Below are 19,131 nucleotides of genomic sequence, written 5' to 3' on the forward strand. Positions count from 1 at the left end.
GTACCGCGACGCACCAGGTGTAGCGGACGGCTGTGCCGCCAGGTGCCGTGTGGACGCCGTTCCCGTGTGGACGCCGTTCCCGTGTGGACTTCGTTCCCCCGTGTGGGTTTTGACCCCGGATATGGGGTCAGAAGCCACACGCTGGCACAGAGTCCACACACGGCATTCGTGCGCGGCGCTCGAGTGCGCGGGGGAGCGGGGAGGGGGCTCGGCGACCGTGGGCCCAGTGACGGTGGGCTCAGACGGTGGGCTCAGACGGTGGGCCAGGCGGTGGGCCCAGACGGTGTGCTAGTGATGGTGTGCTCAGTGACGGGGGGCCCAGACTGTGTGCCCAGACGGTGGGCTCAGGGACCGTGGCCGGCCGCGACGAGCACCTGTTCCCAGGTCACCTGGCGGGGGGCGCCGGCTCGGTCCGGGGTGGCCAGCGCGGCGATGGCCCGGGCTCGCTCGGTGCGCCCCAGCTCGTCACCGAAGCGGTCGACCACGAGCAGGGCACGCGGACGGGCGAGTCCGCCCATCACCTCGCGCACCGTGTCCATCAGTTCCACGGCAACAGCGTCCAGGTCCGGATCGTGCCCCACCTCGCCGCTGAGCTCGACCGCGGCCACGATCGCGCGGCCCAGCTCGGGGTCCTTGCGCCATGTGACCTCCGCGGTCGCGACGAACGGGTGCTCGGCGAGGACCTCCCGGACCTCGCGCAGGGACACCAGCTGGCCGGAGACCGAGACCACGTCGTCGGTGCGTCCCAGGAAGGAGACGGTGCCCGCACGGTCGCGGACCGCCAGGTCCCCGGTGGAGTAGGAGCCCGGGTGGCGCGTCCAGTGCGTGTCCGTCACCGCGGCCTGGGCACCCTCGACACCGACCATGGTGCCTGCCCACGGAAGGCGCAGCACGACCTCGCCAACCAGGCCGTCCGACAGCGGCAGGCCGTCCGGCGCCACGATGTCCAGCCCGCAGTCCGGCAGGGCTCCGCGGTCGGCTCGGGTGTCATTGCTCGGGTGCCGCACGTCGGTGACGCGGACAATCCCGCCGAGCTCGAGTTGCCCCCAGGCGTCCGAGACGCGCAGGTGCTGATCGGCGAAGGCCTCGCTGAGCCACTGCGCCAGCTCCTCCTCGACCGGTTCGCCGGCTGTGGTGACGCGTCGCAGCGAGGGGAGGGCTGACGCCTCGGGGAGTTCTCGTGCCCACCCCCGCACGGTGCGCACGACCGACGGGCTGGTCACCACGTGTTCGACGTCGTAACGCTTGATGATGTCCCAGGCCCGAGTCTGGCTGGGCACGTCCAACGTGCCCTCGAACATGACAGCGGTGTCACCATAGGCGAGCGGACCGTAGATCCCGTGGAACTGGGTGACGGCCCAGGCGACGTCCCCAGCACACCAGAAGACGCCGCCGGTGCGAAGCTCGCGGTGCACCGCCAGGGCGCCCGCCAGCATGGTGGCCGTCCCATGGATGACCGACACCGGCTGACCGCCCTTGGTGGCCAGCGGCACTGATGCGATCGGGTGGTCGCTGGGTAGTGCCACGGGGGCGGAGGCATCACCATCGGGGTCCGGCACCGGCTGACGGGGCCGGGTGGCGGCCACCAGGTCGTGGTACCACCGATCGCCCTCGAACCAGGCGACGTCCATCCCGGTGCGTCGCACGACGATGGTGTGCTGGACCGAGCCCCCGGCCAGCAGAGCCTCATCGGCCCGGGCCTTCAGAGGCAGCACCGTGCCGTGTCGCCAGGCGCCGTCCTGGGTGAACAGCACCTTGAGGTCCAGCATCTCCAGGCGGTCCGCCAGCGGCTCCACCGGCAGGGGTGCGGGAAGCACGGTGTGCACGGCGCCCACGCGCGCGCAGGCGAGCATCGCGACCACCGTCTCGGGCAGCCATCCCAGGTGCAGGCCGACCCGGTCCCCCGCTCCCACGCCCATGCCCCGCAGCGCTCGGGCCAGGGTGCAGACCTGCTCGTGCAGCTCGGCATACGTCAGGGACCGACGATCGCCCGGCTCGCCCTCCCACAGCACGGCCACCTGATCGCCACGGTCCGGGAGGTGCCGGTCCAGGCAGTTGACAGAGAGATTGAGGCGGCCGTCGGCGAACCAGTGGCCAGAGCGTGGGCCGGACTGCCAGAGACGGGAGTATGCCGTGTCCCAGGTGATCAGGTCGGCGACCGCTGCCCACTCCTCCGGTGGGGGAGAGGTCAGCCGGGTCTCAGACATGCCCCAGGGTCCTTCCTGCCGCATGGGCGGCGCGGGCGAGGTGACCGACGGTCCGGTTGATGATGGCCGGGTCGTCAGGTCGGTCGAGCGCGGCAGCGAGCGCCGCCACGGTGCCACCCTGTCCGTCCAGCAGCGGCACCGCAACCTCCGCCTGCAGTGTCGGATCGGCGGGGTCGTGCGCCAGGTGGTCGGCGGCTGCCCACAGCTCGCGCGCGCCGTCCTGCAGGGCGGCGATCCGGTCGAGCTCATCGGCCCCGTCCAGCGCGCGGGCCCACTCCTCGTCGCTGCTGCGGGCCGCCAGGAGTCGGCCGCCCGCGCACCCGAGGGCCGGGCCGACCCGGTGCGTGTCGCGGTACGGTCCGCGGCCGTCGCCGTCGACGCGGTCGATGTAGACGATCTCGCCGTGCACCAGGGTCTCGACGTGGATGGTCGTGCCGATCTGGTCGCGCAGCTGGCCCAGGTAGGGGCCCAACGCTCCCAGCAGGGGGAGGCGGGACAGGTAGTGGTTGGACAGCCGGGTCAGCTCCGGGCCCAAGCCGTACCGGGAGGAGCGTGGGTCCTGGACGACCAGGTCGGCCAGCACCAGCGAGCGCAGCAAGCGGTGCACCGTCGGGATCGACATCTGGGAGCGTTCGGCCAGGTCGGTGAGCTGCTGGTATGCCGGACCCTCGCCGAGCAGCTCCAGCAACCGGGCCGCGTTGCGCACCGTACCGAGCCCGCCGCGACCCCCGGCTCCGACCTCGGTGGCCCTGCCGGTCGGCTCGACCTGTCCTGCGTTCATGTCTCCCCGTGCCTCCAGGTTCCTCGTTCTGGATCAGTCAATCACATTCTGAGATAACTTTCCGGTGACGGTGCTTGCGTTTCAGATAGTGAAAACCTAGAGTCAGTTCTCGACCAGAAGACTGACTTCTCCGGAAGATCCAGCTCCCAAGGATTCAACGACGAACATCAGGAGTGGCTAGTGCTCACCAGGGCCTATCAGCATTCGCTGCGCGGCAGCCACCTCCCCGCCGGTCAACCGCTGCTCGAGGTCGACAACGTCTCCCTGCGCTTCGGTGGCGTCAAGGCGCTGAGCGACATCTCGATCACGGTGACCGAGGGCGACGTCCACGCGATCATCGGTCCCAACGGTGCCGGCAAGTCCTCGCTCCTGAACTGCATCAGCGGGCTCTACCACCCGCAGGAGGGTGAGATCCGTCTGCGCACGGCCGTGGCAGCCGGTCCCGAGGCGGCGGTCGGCGAGGCGGAGGATTCGGGCCGACCCACCGGAGAGGTGCGCACCCACACGCTGACCAAACTGCCGCCATACAAGATCGCGCGGTTGGGCGTGGCCCGCTCCTTCCAGAACATCGAGCTGTTCGCCCACATGACGGTCCTGGAGAACCTCATGCTGGGTCGCCACATCCACATGAAGAAGAGCGTGCTCGCCTCGATGCTGTGGTTCGGCCCGGCGCGCAACCAGGAGATCGAGCACCGGCACCTCGTCGAGGAGGTCATCGACCTGCTGCAGCTCCAGGCGGTGCGCAACAAGCCGGTCGGGGCCCTGGCCTACGGCATTCAGAAGCGGGTCGAGCTGGGCCGGGCGCTGTGCCTGCAGCCGGCGCTCCTGCTGCTGGACGAGCCGATGGCCGGCATGAACGCCGAGGAGAAGGAGGACATGGCGCGCTACATCCTCGACGTGCACGAGCTGGCGCACGTCTCCGTCGTCCTCATCGAGCACGACATGAACGTCGTCATGGACATCTCCGACCGGGTCAGCGTGCTGGACTTCGGGCGGCTCATCGCCGACGGGACGCCGGATGAGGTGAAGGCCGATCCTGCCGTGATCGAGGCCTACCTCGGGGCGGAGGAGGAGAGCGACCGTGGCTGAGGACCTGCAAAACCACTCGGAAATTGCGGGTGGGACCAGCAAAACCACTACAAAAATTGGGGAGACCACGTTCCCGCGCCTGCTGGCGGGGTTGGCCGCCGAGCGTCCCGACGACGTGGCGATGCAGGAGAAGCAGTACGGCATCTGGCAGCCCATCACGTGGGCGCAGTACGCCCAGCGGGTCAAGGACACCGCGCACGGGCTGGCGGCGCTCGGTGTCGAGCGCGGCGAGATCGTCGCCGTCCTGGGCGACAACCGGCCGGAGTGGCTGATCGCCGAGCTCGCCGCGCAGAGCATGGGCTGCGCGGTGGTCGGCATCTACCCGACCTCGATCGGCGAGGAGCTGCGGCACATCCTGACCATGTCCCGTGCCCGGGTCGTGGTCGCGGAGGACCAGGAGCAGGTGGACAAGCTGCTGCGCCTGCTCTCCGAGGAGCCGGCTGACGGCGAGCCGCTGCTGGTCGAGCGGATCGCCTACTACGACCCGCACGGCCTGGAGCAGTATGACGACGAAGTGCTGCTCGACTTCACCGACCTGGAGGCGATGGGTCGCGGGCGTGCGGAGTCCCATCCCACCTGGTTCGAGGAGCAGGTCGCCGCGGGGCGCCCGGACGACATCGCGGTCATCTGCACGACCTCCGGGACCACCTCCAAGCCGAAGCTCGGCGAGCTGTCCCACAGCAACCTGCTGACCATGGGCGAGCACCTGACCCAGATCGATCCGATCCGGGCCAAGGACCGCTACGTCTCGTTCCTGCCATTCGCCTGGATCGGCGAGCAGATGCTGGCGGTCGCCTGTGGGCTGTCCCAGGGCGTGACGATCTCCTTCCCGGAGGACAGCTCCACCCAGCGCAGCGACCTGCGCGAGATCGGTCCTGACGTGATGTTCTCACCCCCGCGCATCTGGGAGTCGATGCTCTCGGAGGTGCAGGTGCGCATCGACGAGGCCGGCTGGTTCAAGCGGAAGGTCTTCGGCTGGGGCTACGACGTCGGTGACAAGGTCGCTGCGATGCGGGTCACCGGCAAGAAGCCCGGTCCACTGTTGAGCCTGAGCCACACGGTGGCCGACGCGGTCGCCACCCGCCCGGTCCGCGACCAGCTGGGCCTGGCCCGGATCCGGCGCTGCTACACCGGCGGCGCTCCGCTCGGGCCCGACGTCTTCCGCTTCTTCCACGCGATCGGCGTCAACCTGAAGCAGATCTACGGGCAGACCGAGATCTGTGGCATCGCCGTCGTGCACCGCGACGACGACGTGCCGTTCAACACCGTGGGCACCCCGATCCCGGGGACCGAGATGCGCATCACCGACGACGGCGAGATCCTGCTGCGCTCTGCCTCGGTGTTCCGTGGCTACCACCGTCAGCCGGAGGAGACGGCCCGGACCGTCGACGAGCAGGGCTGGTTGCACACCGGGGACGCCGGCTACGTCGACGACAACGGACACCTGGTCGTGATCGACCGGGCCAAGGACGTGCTCACCGCGTCCGACGGCACCCGTTACTCGAGCGCGTTCATCGAGAACAAGCTGAAGTTCAGCCCGTACGTCGAGGAGGCCGTGGTCTTCGCCCCGAGCGACTCCCCGGAGGACGCCGGTGGGATGACGGCGCTGATCACCCTGGACCCGGCGACCGTCGGGTCGTGGGCCGAGCACGAGCGGCTCAGCTACACGACCTACACAGACCTGGCGGCCAAGCCGGAGGTCTATGACCTCATCGCCGAGGAGGCGACCCGGGCCAACGAGGATCTGCCCGAGACGATCCGGGTGACGCGTTTCGTCCTGCTGCACAAGCAGCTGGACCCCGACGACGACGAGATCACCCGCACCCGCAAGGTGCGGCGCAACGTGATTGCCGAACGCTACGGGCAGATCATCGCGGCGCTGCAGCGTGGAGCGGACGCCGTGAGCATCCACAGCCGGGTGACCTACCAGGACGGCTCGAGCATCGAGCGCGAGCTGACCCTGGACATCTTTGACCTGACCACCTACACGATCCCGCAGGGCCGGGGCCGTCGACCCGTCTGGAGTGGCAGGCGATGAGCGACAGCACCGGCGAGGACACGAGCGTGCGAGGACCGGAGCGGTCCACGGAGCTCTCAGGAGGGATTTGTGAGTAACTTCATCAACCAGCTGGCCTACGGGCTCGCGGACGGGTCGATCCTGGCGCTGGCGGCGCTCGGGTTCGTCCTGATCTACAAGGCGACCGGCGTGATCAACTTTGCTCAGGGCGAGTTCCTCCTGGTCGGCGCCTACATGTTCTACACCGCGTTCGTGGTGCTGCAGCTGCCGCTGGTCCTGGCCGTGGTCTTCGGAGTCGTGGTCGCCACGATCATCGGTGTGCTGGTCGAGCGGTTGATCCTGCGCCCGATGGTCGGGGAGAACCCGATCAGCATCATCATGGTCACGATCGGTCTGTCGATGTTCATGAAGGCGGTGGTCCAGGCCTTCTACGGCACGACCCCGAAGAGTCAGCCGGCCATCCTGCCGCGCAGCTCCGTGGAGTTCCTCGGCGCGACGATCCCGCTGAACCGGCTGCTGGCGATCGTCATCGCCGCAGTTGTGCTCACCGCGTTCACCATCTTCTTCCGCAGGTCCCGTCACGGCGTCGCGATGCGTGCGGTGGCCGACGACCAGCAGGCCGCGATGACGATGGGGATCTCGGTGCGCCGCATCTTCGCGATGGCCTGGGCGCTGGCCGCGGTCAGCGCCCTGATCGCCGGTGTCCTGCTCGGTGACATCTCGGCAGTCGACCAGAACATCGCCGCCTTCGGCCTGATGGTCTTCCCGGTGGTGATCCTGGGCGGGCTGGACTCGGTCCCCGGCACCATCGTCGGTGGCCTGACCATCGGACTGCTGCACCAGTTCACAGCGGCCTACTGGGACGCCGGACTGGCCGGCGTCGTCCCCTACATCGCTCTCGTCCTGATCCTGCTCGTGCGTCCGTACGGCATCTTCGGCGAGACCCGGATCGAGAGGGTGTGAGCTGACGATGGCTGCGACATCAACCGGAATCCACCACCGGAGCTACACCTCCGAGCTGCGCCTGCGGGCCACCAAGGCTGAGTACTTCCGGCTGGGACTGATGACGGTCCTGCTGCTGGTCCTGCCGTTCGTGCTGGACAACTACTGGCTCTCCATCGCCAACACCATCATGATCGCGGTGATCGGCGCGGTCGGCCTCAACATCCTGGTCGGCTACACCGGGCAGATCTCGCTGGGTCAGGGCGGCTTCATGGCCGTCGGCGCCTACTCCTCGGCGATCCTGTCCGACCGGATCGGCCTGCCGACCCCGCTGGCGATCCTGCTGGCCGTGCTGCTCACCGCCGCGGTCGGGGTCTTCTTCGGCCTGCCCGGTCTGCGCCTGAAGGGGCTCTACCTGGCGATCGCGACCCTGGCCAGCCAGGTGATCATCGAGTTCCTGGTGCGCCGTGACTACGGCGACTTCCTCACCGAGGGACTGGGCTACCTCAACGTCGACCGGTTCGAGTTCCTCGGGTTCAAGATCGGGGGCCGTGACGTCTTCGAGCAGCAGTGGTACTGGATCCTGATGATCCTGGCCGTGCTGGCAGTCGTCTCAGCGCGGAACATCTTCCGCACGGGTCTGGGCCGCTCGTTCATGGCGGTGCGCGACCAGGACATCGCGGCCGAGGCCATCGGCGTCAACCTGACCCGGGCCAAGCTGACAGCCTTTGCGGTCAGCTCCGCCTTCGTCGGCCTGGCCGGCTCGTTGACCGCGCACTACAGCGAGGTCGTCTCGTGGGAGAAGTTCACCCTTGACGTCTCGATCCTCTACCTGGCGATGATCATCGTCGGTGGTCTGGGCAGTGTCGCCGGCGCCGTCTACGGCGCGATCTTCATGACCCTGCTGCCGGAGCTGATCCGCCGACTGGCCAACGCCCTGGAGTCGACCCTGCCCTTCCTGGGTGACCAGCTCCCGGCCGTGCGCAACGCCACCTTCGGCGCGATCATCATCGCCTTCCTGATCTTCGAACCACGCGGCCTCGACCGCATCTGGCAACGGATGAAGGACTACTTCAGGTTCTGGCCCTTCCGCTACTAGACGGGCTACCGGCCCCACCCACGTGACCACGGCCGCGTGTCCCCCGCCCACCCCGACCAGTCCACCGAACCGGTCCCGACGACATACAACGCGAAGCGACACCCCACAGAAGGAGAACGAAATGTTCGGAAAGTCCCGCAACGTGGCGGTGGCTCTGGCCGCCGCCTCCGCGCTCATCCTGTCCGCGTGCGGCGGCGACGACGGGGGTGGCGGCGACGCCGGCTCCGGCGAGCCCATCAAGATCGGCATCATCGCCGACCTCAGTGGCGCGACCGGCGACGTCGGCACGCCCTACAACCAGGGGATGCTCGCCTACATCGACTGGCGCAACGCTGACGGCGGCATCGAGGGCCGCCAGATCGAGGCCGAGTCGAACGACTACGCCTACGAGGTCCCTCAGGCCGAGTCGCTCTACAAGCAGTACGTCAACGACGGTGTCGTGGCCATCCAGGGCTGGGGCACCGGTGACACCGAGGCCCTGTCGGCCAGCGTGGCCAACGACGAGCTGCCCTTCATGTCCGGCTCCTTCGCCGAGCCGCTGACCGACCCGGAGGAGGCGGCCTACAACTTCGTCGTGGCCCCGACCTACTCCGACCAGATGCGCGTCGCCCTCAACTGGATCAACGAGGACTCCGGCGGCAGCGGCGAGGTCGCGGTCTTCCACAACGACAGCCCGTTCGGCCAGGCACCGGTGCAGGACGGCCAGGACTGGATCGACGAGAAGGGCTATGACCTGGGCTACACCGCCTACGCGATGCCCGCGGGTTCGCAGAACTACGTCGGTCTGTTGTCGCAGGCCCAGTCCCAGGGCGCGAAGTACATCGTGATCCAGAACGTTGCCTCCCCGGCGGCGCTGGTGGCCAAGGACATCGCGGCCCAGGGCCTGGACATCAAGATCGTCTGCCTCAACTGGTGCGCGAACGAGCTGTTCATCGACTCCGCCGGTGCCGATGTCGCCGAGGGTCACATCCTGATCCAGCCGTTCGCCCCGCTGAGCGCCGGGAAGCCCGGCCACGAGCCGATCACCGAGTACCTCGAGGAGGAGGGCACCGACCCGGCGACCATCGGCACCTCGTGGGTGCAGGGCTGGTACGCCATGCACGCCATGGCCGAGGGCATGGAGGCCACGCTGGCCGACGGCAACGAGCTGACCGGTGCCAACATCCGCGAGGCGCTGGAGACCATGGGCCCGATCGACACCGGTGAGGTCATCGGTGGTGGCGCCCTGGAGTTCTCCGCGGACAGCCACCGCGGGACCACCTCGACCGGTATCTACCAGGCGCAGGGCGGCGAGATGGTCGAGCTCGAGGCGAGCGCGACGCCGTGACCTCCCACACCGACACCACCACCCCGGGGGCGGCAGCAGCCGCCCCCGGGGCGGGGTCCATGCTGGCCCTGAACAACGTCGAGGTCATCTACGACGACGTGATCCTGGTGCTGCGCGGGCTGTCGCTGTCGGTGCCCGAGGGCAAGATCGTGGCGCTGCTCGGCTCCAACGGGGCCGGCAAGTCCACGACGCTCAAGGCGGTCTCCGGACTGCTGCCCAGCGAGCACGGCGAGGTGACCGACGGCAGCGTCACCTTCCAGGGCCGGGACATCACGAGGGTGGACGCCGCGGAGCGCGTCAAGCTCGGGATGAGCCTGTGCATGGAGGGAAGACACGTCTTCGAGCACCTCACCATCGCCGAGAACCTGACGGCCGGCGCCTACACGCAGAAGGGCTCGGACGAGGACCTGGACCTGGTCTACTCCTACTTCCCCAAGCTGGCGGACATGCGCAGCCGGGTCGCCGGCTACCTCTCCGGTGGCGAGCAGCAGATGCTGGCGATCGGTCGCGCCCTCATGGCCCGCCCCAAGCTGCTGATGCTCGACGAGCCGTCGCTCGGCCTGGCTCCGCTCCTGGTGCAGGAGATCTTCGGCTACATCAAGCGGCTCAACGAGGAGCGCGGGCTGACTGTGCTCGTGATCGAGCAGAACGCCCGCCGCGCCCTGGAGGTCGCCGACCACGGCTACATCATGGAGCAAGGGCGGATCGTGCTCGAGGGCCCGGCCCGGGACCTGGCGGAGAACCCGGACGTCAAGGAGTTCTACCTCGGCCTCGGCGAGGAGGGCAGTCGCAAGAGCTATCGCGACGTCAAGCACTACAAGCGGCGCAAGCGCTGGCTCTGAGGAGAGAAGCCATGTCAATCGATGCTGCCCTGCAGGACCACCTGCAGGCTCGGGGGCTGGATCGGGCGGTGGCCGACCTGATGGGTCGGGCGGAGGCGGTGCCGGGGCTGGCCCGCAGGTTCGCCGCCGCCGGGGTCGACCCGGCCGCGGTGACCTCGGTCGCCGCGCTCTCCGAGCTGCCCGTCCTGCCCAAGGACGCGGTGATCGACCTCCAGCGGGAGGAGCCGCCGTTCGGTGGGCTGCTCGCGGACGGGGCCGAGGTGGTGCGGGTCTTCCAGTCGCCCGGGCCGCTCTACGAGCCGCAGCTGGCCGGTGCCGACAGCTGGCGCTGGGGCCAGGTCTTCTCCGACCTGGACATCGGCCCCGGCGACACGGTGCTCAACGCCTTCGGTTACCACCTGTCACCGGCCGGGGCGATGATGGAGGCCGGGGCGCTCGCCGTCGGCGCCCGGGTGCTGCCCGGCGGCATCGGCAACCAGGACCTGCAGGTGCAGGCGATCGCGGATCTCGGCGTGACGGCATACTCCGGCCTGCCCAGCTATCTCAAGGCCCTGGTGGAGCGGTATGACGAGGCCGGCCTCCCGCGTGAGCGGTGGCGGCTGGACCGGGCGATGGTGACCGCCGAGCCGCTCCCGGACTCGCTGCGCGCGGTGCTGACCGAGCGGGTCGGGACGGTGCGGATGGCCTACGGCACGGGGGAGACCGGGCTGCTTGCCTATGAAAACGGCGACGGCGCGGGCCTGGTGCTGGCCGACGGGGTGCTGGTGCAGGTCTGTGACATCGCGACCGGAGCGCCGATCACCGACGAGACCGAGGGTGAGGTGGTGGTGACCGTGCTGCGCCCGGACTACCCGCTCGTGCGCTTCGGCACCGGTGACCTGTCCGGGTGGATGCTCGGCCCCGACGGGTCGCTGAGGCTGCGCGGCGTGCTCGGTCGGACCGGTGCCGCAGTCAAGGTCAAGGGCATGTTTCTGCACCCGGCGCAGATCGCGCCGGTGATGGCCGGGGTGCCCGGGGTCGCCGACTACCGCTTCGTGGTGGGCCGCGTCGACCACGTCGACACCCTTCGGTGCGAGGTCGTCCCTGCCCCGGGCGTGGACGCCGCGGAGCTCGTGGCCTCCCTCGGCCCCCGGGTGCGGGAGGGCCTGCGCTTCCGCGCCGAGGTCGTCGCGGTCGAGCAGCTCAGCCCGGGCGACGGGCCGATCCTGGACACCCGCGACTGGGACTGAGCCACCGCGCGGGAAGATGGCGGCATGGCTGCGCGCGTGGATGACCTCGACCACCTGGCCCCGGACCGTGAGGAGCGGCCGGCCGGCAGGCTGCGGCGGCTGGTGCTGAGCGGGTTGTCGCTGCGGGTGCTGGGCGCCCTGGTCCTGGTGATCGTGGTGGCGGTGGGGACCCTGTGGGTCGTGGACACCATCCTGGAGACCCGGCTCTTCGCCGAGGGCTCGACGCGGGCCTCGCGCACCCCGGACGCGTTCCGCTCGGCGAACACCTTCTCGGGCCTCGTCGCGATCCTGGTCTCCCTGGTCGTGGCACTCATCCTGAGCCTGCTGATCGCCCAGCGGCTGGATCGGCTCGTCCACGGCGTCGTGGCGGCCGCGGCCAGGATCGCCTCCGGTGACTTCGCCCTACGGGTGCCGTCGCCCCGGCTCGGCCGTGACGTCGACGCACTGGTCAACGCCTTCAACGTGATGGCGGATCAGCTGCAGACCGTCGAGCTCACGCGCAAGCAGCTGCTCGGGGACCTCGCCCATGAGCTGCGCACCCCGATCGCGACCCTGGACGCCTATCTGGAGGCCGCGGAGGACGGCGTCGCCGAGTTCGACGAGCAGACGCTGACCGTCCTGCGCGCTCAGACCCAGCGGCTGGCGCGGCTGGCGGACGACATCGGCGCCGTCTCCCGGGCGGAGGAACGGGTGGACCTCAAGTTCGCGCCCGTCGCGATCGAGGACGTCGTGAACACGACGGTGGTCGCCGCCACCCCGCTCGCGCAGGAGCGCGGGGTGGACCTGCACCGGGAGATCGGCAGGGACCTGCCGGTCGTGCAGGGGGACGCCCAGCGCCTGGAGCAGGTGCTCACCAACCTGCTCGATAACGCCCTGCGGCACACCCCCGGCGGTGGGTCGGTCACCGTCCACGTCACCAGGGGCACCGACATGGTGCGGGTGGAGGTGCGGGACACCGGCCGGGGCATCGCGCCCAAGGACCTGCCCCACATCACGATGCGTTTCTACCGTGGCGACGAGGGCGCGGACGAGCGGCCCCACGGGTCGGGTGTAGGCCTGACGATCGCCACGGCCATCGTGCGTGCCCACCACGGCGACCTGCGGGTGCACAGCTCCGGACCGGGCCTGGGCACGACCGTGATGTTCTGGCTGCCCACCACCCGACGCCCAGGCGCCCCAGCGGGAAGGCGCACCGACACCTCAGCCGGAAGGGGCACCGACATCTCGGCGGACGGGCGCACCGACAGCCGGTCGCCGTCGGCTCAGGAGTCGACCGACCCGAACCGATAGCCCCGGCCGCGCACCGTGCGGATGAACCGCGGGTCGCCCGCCGGGTCCCCGAGCTTGCGGCGCAGGTGGGCGATGTGCACGTCGACGAGCCGCTCGTCGTCGACCCAGGAGTCGCCCCACACCTCGACGATGAGGTCGGGCCGGCTCAGCACCCGCCCGGGGGTGGAGGACAGCGCGTCCAGCAGGTCGAACTCGGTGCGGGTCAGCTCCACCGGCTTCCCGTCGACCGTGACCTGCCAGCTCTCCAGGTCGAGCACGAGGCCGCCCCACTCCCGCTGGCTCCCGGGAGCCTGTTCGACGGGCTCGCCCGCTGCGGCGGTGCGCTGGCGGGGCCGGCGCAGCATCGCGTCGACGCGCGCCACCAGCTCGCGCGGGCTGAACGGCTTGGTGACGTAGTCGTCGGCGCCCACGGACAGACCCCGCAGCGTGTCGACCTCCTCCACCCGCGCGGTCAGCATCACCACGTAGCAGTCGGAGAACTCCCGCAGCTCGCGGCAGACGTCCAGGCCGTCACGGCCCGGCAGGTTCAGGTCGAGGACCACCACGTCCGGGCTCAGGGCGCGGGCCAGCTGCAGGGCGCTCAGACCGTCGTGGGCCTGCGTGACGTCGTAGCCACCCCGGTGAAGATAGCGACTGACCACGTCGGCCAGCGCCTTCTCGTCATCCACCACGAGGACGCGCGCCGCGCGGGACGCGGCCGCGCCCGAGCCGGCCGCGCCCGAGCCGGTCGTGCCCGAGCCGGTCGCGCCCGAGCTGGCCGCGTCGAACCCGGCCACGTCGACACCGGTCGCATCGGAGGTCGTCATGGACGTCATACTGCCGCACCGCCCGACAGGGATTGCCCTCGCACCCCGCGGTGATCACTACGATCGAGGGTGTGAGCCACGACCACGGCGAGCACGCCACCAACCGCCGCCGGCTCGCCATCGCCTTCGCGATCACCGCCGTCATCCTGGTGACGCAGGTGGTCGGTGCGGTGGTCACCGGCAGCCTGGCGCTGCTGGTGGACGCCGGGCACATGCTCACCGACGCCGGCGGCCTGCTGATGGCTCTGGTCGCGGCCTCCCTGATGCTCCGGCCCGCGACGTCGACCCGCACCTGGGGCTACCAGCGGACCGAGGTGCTGGCGGCGGCCGCGCAGGCCGCGGTGCTGCTCGCCGTCGGGGTCTACGCGCTGATCGAGGGGGTCCGCCGCCTCACCGACCCGCCCGAGGTCGCGCATGCCGGGCTGCTGGTCTTCGGCATCATCGGCCTGGCCGGCAACATCGCCGCGCTGCTGGTGCTCGCCGGCGGGCGCTCGGCCAACCTCAACCTGCGGGCCGCCTTCCTGGAGGTGGTCAACGACGCGCTGGGCTCCGTCGCGGTCATCGTCAGCGCCGTCGTCATCGCCACCACCGGCTGGACCCGGGCCGACGCGCTGGCCGGCATGCTCATCGCGGTGCTGATCATCCCGCGCACCCTCGTGCTGCTGCGCCAGACCACGCGGATCCTGCTGGAGTCCACGCCGGCGGGCCTCGACCTGGAGCAGGTGCGCGAGCACCTGCTCGGGGTGCCGCACGTGCAGGGCGTGCACGACCTGCACGCCTCGCAGATCGCCACAGGCGTGCCGGTGCTGACCGCGCACGTCGTCGTGGACGACGAGTGCTTCCTGGACGGCCACGCGCCCCAGGTGCTGGATGCGCTGCAGGCCTGTGTCGCCGAGCACTTCCCGGTCGCCATCGACCACGCCACGTTCCAGCTGGAGCCGCCCAGCCACGCCGACCACGAGGCGCAGACGCACGACTGACCGGGCCCCGGGTCGACAGGTCTGTCCAGCGGGTGTCCATGAGGTGCCCGGGAAATGTTGATGAAACCTGACCATTTGCGGGTTGTCCGCCCTGATCCGGGCGCCTAGCGTCCGGAACTATGCCGACCCCCCGCTCGCGCAGCCGTGTCGCTGCGTCCCTCGCCCTAGCCCTCGGACTGACCCTCGCCGCCCCGCAGATCGCGCAGTCCCGCGTCGTCGACGACGTCACCGACGACCCAGCCGGCGCCAGTATGTCGTCAGCCCGGTCCGCCGCTGCCTCGCCCGAGCTCTCGCCCGGGACCGCGGACGAGCTGCTCCCGGAGTCGCCGAGCGGCGTCTACCTGGTGCGCCTCGAGGAGTCGCCGCTGGCCACCTACCAGGGTGGCACCGACGCGCTGGCGGCGACGAGCCCGGAGGCCACCGGGGAGGCCCGGCTCGACGTCGACAGCAGCGACAGCCGCGCCTACCTGGACCACCTCGCCGAGGTGCAGGAGGAGGCCGGCCTGGCGATCGAGGACCTGCTCGGACGCGACGTCGTGGTGACCGACTCCTACACCCACGCGCTCAACGGGATAGCCCTCGAGCTGAGCGCCGAGGAGGCCACCGCCCTGGTCGGGCAGCCGGGCATCGCGGCCGTCGAGCCCGACCAGGAGTGGGAGCTGGACACCGACGTCAGCAACGACATCATCAACAGCCCGGCGATCTGGGCGGGGGAGACCGGCGACGGCGTCGGGACCAAGGGGGAGGGCGTCATCGTCGGGATGCTCGACACCGGCGTGAACGCCGAGCACCCCTCCTTCGCCGCGACCGACGGTGAGGGCTACACGCACACCAACCCCAACGGGGCCGGCACCTACGTCGGGGTCTGCGCTCCGGACGCGACGCCCCACGAGGACATCTGCAACGACAAGCTGATCGGCGCCTACACCATGCTCGGCGCGGGCAGCGCCCTGGACGACAACGGCCACGGCAGCCACACCGGCTCCACCATGGCCGGCAACGCCCACACCGCCGTCTTCCAGGTCGGCGCCGACACCTACGAGCTACCGGTCTCGGGCGTCGCCCCCCGCGCCAACGTCATCTCCTACAAGGTCTGCAGCATCCTGTGCAGCTCGCTCGCCAGCGTGGCCGCCGTGGAGCAGGCGATCATCGACGGCACCGACGTGCTCAACTACTCCATCTCCGGGCCCGACAACCCGTGGGGCAACTCGGTCGACCTCGCCTTCCTGGCGGCCTACGAGTCGGGCATCTTCGTGGCCGCCTCGGCGGGCAACGACGGCCCCGGCGCATCCACGGTCGCCAAGACCGCCCCGTGGAACGCCGCGGTCGCCGCGACCAACAGCCCCCGCCTCATCGCCCACGACGTCTCGGTGACCGGGCCGACCCCGGTGCCGGAGGAGGTCACCGGCCTGGCCGGCGTCCCGGGCACGGGGCCCGGCGTGACCACGCCGGTCTCGGGCGAGCTGCGCGAGGCCTCGGTCGTCGACCCCGACAACGGCCGCGGGTGCGAGGACTTCCCGGCCGGCGTGTTCGAGGGCACCCTGGCCCTCATCGAGCGCAGCGACTGCAACTTCTCGGTCAAGGTGGACAACGCCGAGGACGCCGGCGCCATCGCCGTGATCATGGTCAACCAGTTCCCCGGGCCGCCGGTCGTGATGGGCGCGCTGGAGAGCACCGACATCCCCTCGGTGATGGTCGCCAACGGCGAGGGCACCGCGCTGCGCGAGTTCGTCGTCGCCCACCCGGGCGCCACGGTCACCCTGGACAGCTCCACGGTGCTGACCATGACCGACGAGTGGTCCACGATGGTCGCCGACTTCAGCTCGCGCGGCCCCAGCGACTTCGACCTGCTGGCCCCGACCTTCGCCGCGCCTGGCCGCAACATCCTGGCGGCCACCATGGCCAGCGACGGGCAGACGGCGCGCTACGAGTTCATGCAGGGCACCTCCATGTCCTCGCCCCACGGAGCCGGGGCCGGCGCACTGCTGCGCGCCCTGCACCCCGACTGGTCGCCCGCGGAGATCCGCTCGGCGCTGGCCTCCACCGCCGTGGCCGAGGGCATGCTCAAGGACGACGGCACCACCCCCGCCGACCCGTATGACGTGGGGTCGGGTCTGCTGGACCTCGACGCCGCGGGGCGGGTCGGGCTGGTGCTGGACGAGTCCGTGGAGGACTTCCAGGCCGCCGACCCCGACGAGGGCGGCGACCCCAAGACCCTCAACCTGCCCGCGTTCGTCGACCAGAACTGCCTCGGCACCTGCTCGTGGACCCGCGAGGTGACGAGCGTGGCCGACGTCGCGACGACATACTCCACCTCGGTCAGCGCGCCGGAGGGGGTGACCATGACGGTCGAGCCGGCCAGCTTCACCATCGAGGCCGGCGCGACGCAGACGATCACGGTCACCGCCGACATGGCCGGTCTCACCGGTGGGGAGGCGCTGTTCGGCGACGTCCGGCTGACCACTGACGGCACCCACGGCGGTGGGGCCCAGGTGGCCGACGTGCACTACCCGGTCGTGCTGGTGAAGGGCGAGGCCGAGATGGTCGTGGAGCCGACCGAGATCTCCTCCCTGCTCGGCGTGGACGAGCAGGCGACGCACACCGTCACCATCACCAACGAGGGCGGGGCGCCGATGGAGTGGACGGTCGGCCAGGACGGCGGGTGCGCCCTCCCGGCCTGGGTCGGCGTCGACCCGGCCTCCGGCTCCCTGGCGACCGGGGAGGAGCAGGAGGTGACCGTCACCTTCGACTCCGCCGACATGAGCGGCGGGCAGTATGCCGCGAGCCTCTGCCTGGCCTCCAACGACCCGCACAACCCGGTCGTCACGGTGGCGCTGGCCCTGGAGGTCGTCGAGATCCCGGTGGTCGACGTCAGCACCGGGGAGCTCGCGGTCACCCAGCCCGCCGGCACCGTGACCTCCGAGTCCCTGACCATCGGCAACGCCGGCTACGGCGTGCTCGACTGGACCTTCGAGGACCCCGAGGCAGGGCCGTCGGACGAGCGCATCCAGCAGCTGCGCGAGGGCGTGCTGCTGGTGCCCAACTCCAGCTCCAGCCACCGCGGGATCATGGCGTTCGACCGGGCGGACGGGTCGCTGATCGACGAGACGTTCATCCCCCACTACGCCTTCAGCGACAGCACGCTCTACACCCCGAACCACGTGCTGCCGAACGCCGACCACACCGGCTTCCTGGTGGCCGACCAGATCCAGCACGTGATCACCGAGTACGACCTGGACGGCAACTTCACGGGCTTCTTCGCCCCGACGAAGGAGGGCGAGGACCGCTCGATCATGCAGAACATCCGCGGGATGGCGTGGTCGCCGGAGGGCACCCTGATCGTCACGGTCGCCAACGGCGACAACGGCGACTCGCTCGTCGAGTTCGACGCCGACGGCACCTATCTCGGCCGCTTCGTCGAGCCGGGCCTGGACGGGCTTGACGGGCCGTGGTTCGTCACCTTCCGCGACGACGACGTCCTCGTCTCTGCGAACGGCAGCAGGTCGATCCACTCCTTCAGCCCGGATGGCTCGAGCGCCAACGAGGCCTTCGCGACGGACCTCAACTGGCCGGAGCAGATCGCCGAGACCCCCGAGGACACCGTCCTGGTGGCCAACTGGAGCACCCGCACCGGCACGCTGCCGCGCGGCATCCACGAGTACTCCGCGAGCGGCGAGCACCTCGGCCACTACACGGTCGAGGGCGCCACCTCGATCGCCGGCGTCCACCCGCTCGGCAACGGCAACATCCTGACCACGACCGAGGACGGCGTCTTCGAGATCGACCGCACCGGTGCCGTGGAGGAGCTGGAGCAGGAGGACGGCCGTGGGCGGTTCATCTCCGAGGTCGTCATGCCCGACCTGATGGGCTGCCAGACGCCGGAGGAGGTCCCGTGGCTGGACGTCGACCCTGCCTCGGGCCAGACGGCCCGCGGCCAGGAGTCCGGCGTGCGGGTGCTCATGGACAGCACCGGTCTCGCGGCTGGTGACTACACCGCCAACCTCTGCGTCAGCAGCGACGACCCGGCCACGCCCTACGTCCCGGTCCTGGTGACCATGACGGTGACCGGCCAGACCTGCGCGACCACGATCACCGGCACGCACTCCGGACCGGTCACCGCCACCGGCGGCCTCACCTGCCTCGCGGCCGGTGCCACGGTGCAGGGCCCGGTCACGGTCCGCGGCGGCAGCCTGTTCGCCGACGACGTCACCGTGAGCGGACCGGTCTCCGGCAACCGGGCGCAGGGCGTGGAGGTCACCGACTCGGTCATCAACGGCCCGCTGACGCTGCGGTCCGGCACGGGCGTGGTCACCGTCGACGGTAACACCGTCAACGGTCCGGTCACGCTGGACCGCAACTCCACCGGCGAGGTGCCGATCCTGATCGCGGACAACACCATCGGCGGTCCGCTCACCTGCAACCGGAACACGCCGCCGCCGACCGACGACGGTCGTCCCAACACGGTGGAGGGTCCACGCTCGGGCCAGTGCTCCGACCTTTGAGCGAGTCGATCCACGGCACG

The 19,131-nt window shown here is 70.3% G+C and carries 13 protein-coding genes; 10 read left to right on the forward strand and 3 right to left on the reverse strand.

The features are described from left to right. Positions 1-344 precede the first annotated feature (344 nt). The gene (locus tag MWU75_RS18665) at positions 345-2,207 is read right to left on the reverse strand and encodes an AMP-binding protein (protein ID WP_247093794.1); all 1,863 of its coding nucleotides are present in this window, start codon (positions 2,205-2,207) and stop codon (positions 345-347) included. After that, positions 2,200-2,988, reverse strand: coding sequence for a helix-turn-helix domain-containing protein (locus tag MWU75_RS18670; RefSeq protein ID WP_247093796.1), 789 nt, complete (start codon positions 2,986-2,988; stop codon positions 2,200-2,202). Before MWU75_RS18670 ends, MWU75_RS18665 begins: the two co-directional genes overlap by 8 nt. 180 nt (positions 2,989-3,168) lie before the next feature. Between MWU75_RS18670 and MWU75_RS18675 the strand changes: the two genes are divergently transcribed. The 8 genes from MWU75_RS18675 to MWU75_RS18710 all read left to right on the forward strand — a co-directional run bounded on the left by MWU75_RS18675 (position 3,169) and on the right by MWU75_RS18710 (position 12,823). Continuing rightward, entirely contained in the window at positions 3,169-4,077 is a 909-nt protein-coding gene (locus MWU75_RS18675) for an ABC transporter ATP-binding protein (protein WP_247093798.1), read from the forward strand. Further along, positions 4,070-6,115 (forward strand): AMP-binding protein, encoded by a 2,046-nt coding sequence (locus MWU75_RS18680; protein ID WP_247093800.1) that lies wholly within the window; start codon positions 4,070-4,072, stop codon positions 6,113-6,115. The genes MWU75_RS18675 and MWU75_RS18680 overlap by 8 nt, the downstream gene beginning before the upstream one ends. Positions 6,116-6,184: 69 nt before the next feature. Continuing rightward, a complete protein-coding gene (locus MWU75_RS18685; RefSeq protein ID WP_247093802.1) occupies positions 6,185-7,057 on the forward strand; it encodes a branched-chain amino acid ABC transporter permease in 873 nt (290 codons plus the stop codon). Between the two features lie 7 nt (positions 7,058-7,064). Then, positions 7,065-8,135 carry a branched-chain amino acid ABC transporter permease gene (locus MWU75_RS18690; RefSeq protein WP_247093803.1) on the forward strand — a complete coding sequence of 357 codons (1,071 nt, stop codon included), beginning with the start codon at positions 7,065-7,067 and terminating at the stop codon, positions 8,133-8,135. Between the two features lie 121 nt (positions 8,136-8,256). After that, positions 8,257-9,462 (forward strand): ABC transporter substrate-binding protein, encoded by a 1,206-nt coding sequence (locus MWU75_RS18695; RefSeq protein WP_247093805.1) that lies wholly within the window; start codon positions 8,257-8,259, stop codon positions 9,460-9,462. Continuing rightward, a complete protein-coding gene (locus MWU75_RS18700) occupies positions 9,459-10,304 on the forward strand; it encodes an ABC transporter ATP-binding protein (RefSeq protein WP_348647810.1) in 846 nt (281 codons plus the stop codon). Before MWU75_RS18695 ends, MWU75_RS18700 begins: the two co-directional genes overlap by 4 nt. An 11-nt stretch (positions 10,305-10,315) precedes the next feature. Beyond that, on the forward strand, positions 10,316-11,533 hold the full coding sequence (locus MWU75_RS18705; RefSeq protein WP_247093807.1) for an AMP-binding protein: 1,218 nt from the start codon (positions 10,316-10,318) through the stop codon (positions 11,531-11,533). 24 nt (positions 11,534-11,557) lie between these two features. Next, a complete protein-coding gene (locus tag MWU75_RS18710) occupies positions 11,558-12,823 on the forward strand; it encodes a HAMP domain-containing sensor histidine kinase (protein WP_247093810.1) in 1,266 nt (421 codons plus the stop codon). Here MWU75_RS18710 and MWU75_RS18715 read toward each other — a convergent pair. Then, on the reverse strand, positions 12,796-13,629 hold the full coding sequence (locus MWU75_RS18715) for a response regulator transcription factor (protein WP_247093811.1): 834 nt from the start codon (positions 13,627-13,629) through the stop codon (positions 12,796-12,798). The two genes, MWU75_RS18710 and MWU75_RS18715, sit on opposite strands and share 28 nt — an antisense overlap. Before the next feature lie 71 nt (positions 13,630-13,700). On the opposite strand from MWU75_RS18715, the gene MWU75_RS18720 reads away from it, so the two are divergent. Together MWU75_RS18720 and MWU75_RS18725 are read left to right on the forward strand one after the other, a co-directional pair. Continuing rightward, positions 13,701-14,609 (forward strand): cation diffusion facilitator family transporter, encoded by a 909-nt coding sequence (locus tag MWU75_RS18720; RefSeq protein ID WP_247093813.1) that lies wholly within the window; start codon positions 13,701-13,703, stop codon positions 14,607-14,609. A gap of 119 nt (positions 14,610-14,728) precedes the next feature. Beyond that, entirely contained in the window at positions 14,729-19,111 is a 4,383-nt protein-coding gene (locus tag MWU75_RS18725) for a S8 family serine peptidase (protein ID WP_247093815.1), read from the forward strand. The last annotated feature ends 20 nt before the right edge of the window (positions 19,112-19,131 follow it).

The organism is Ornithinimicrobium sp. F0845 (assembly GCF_023015765.1).
Lineage (GTDB): Bacteria > Actinomycetota > Actinomycetes > Actinomycetales > Dermatophilaceae > Ornithinicoccus.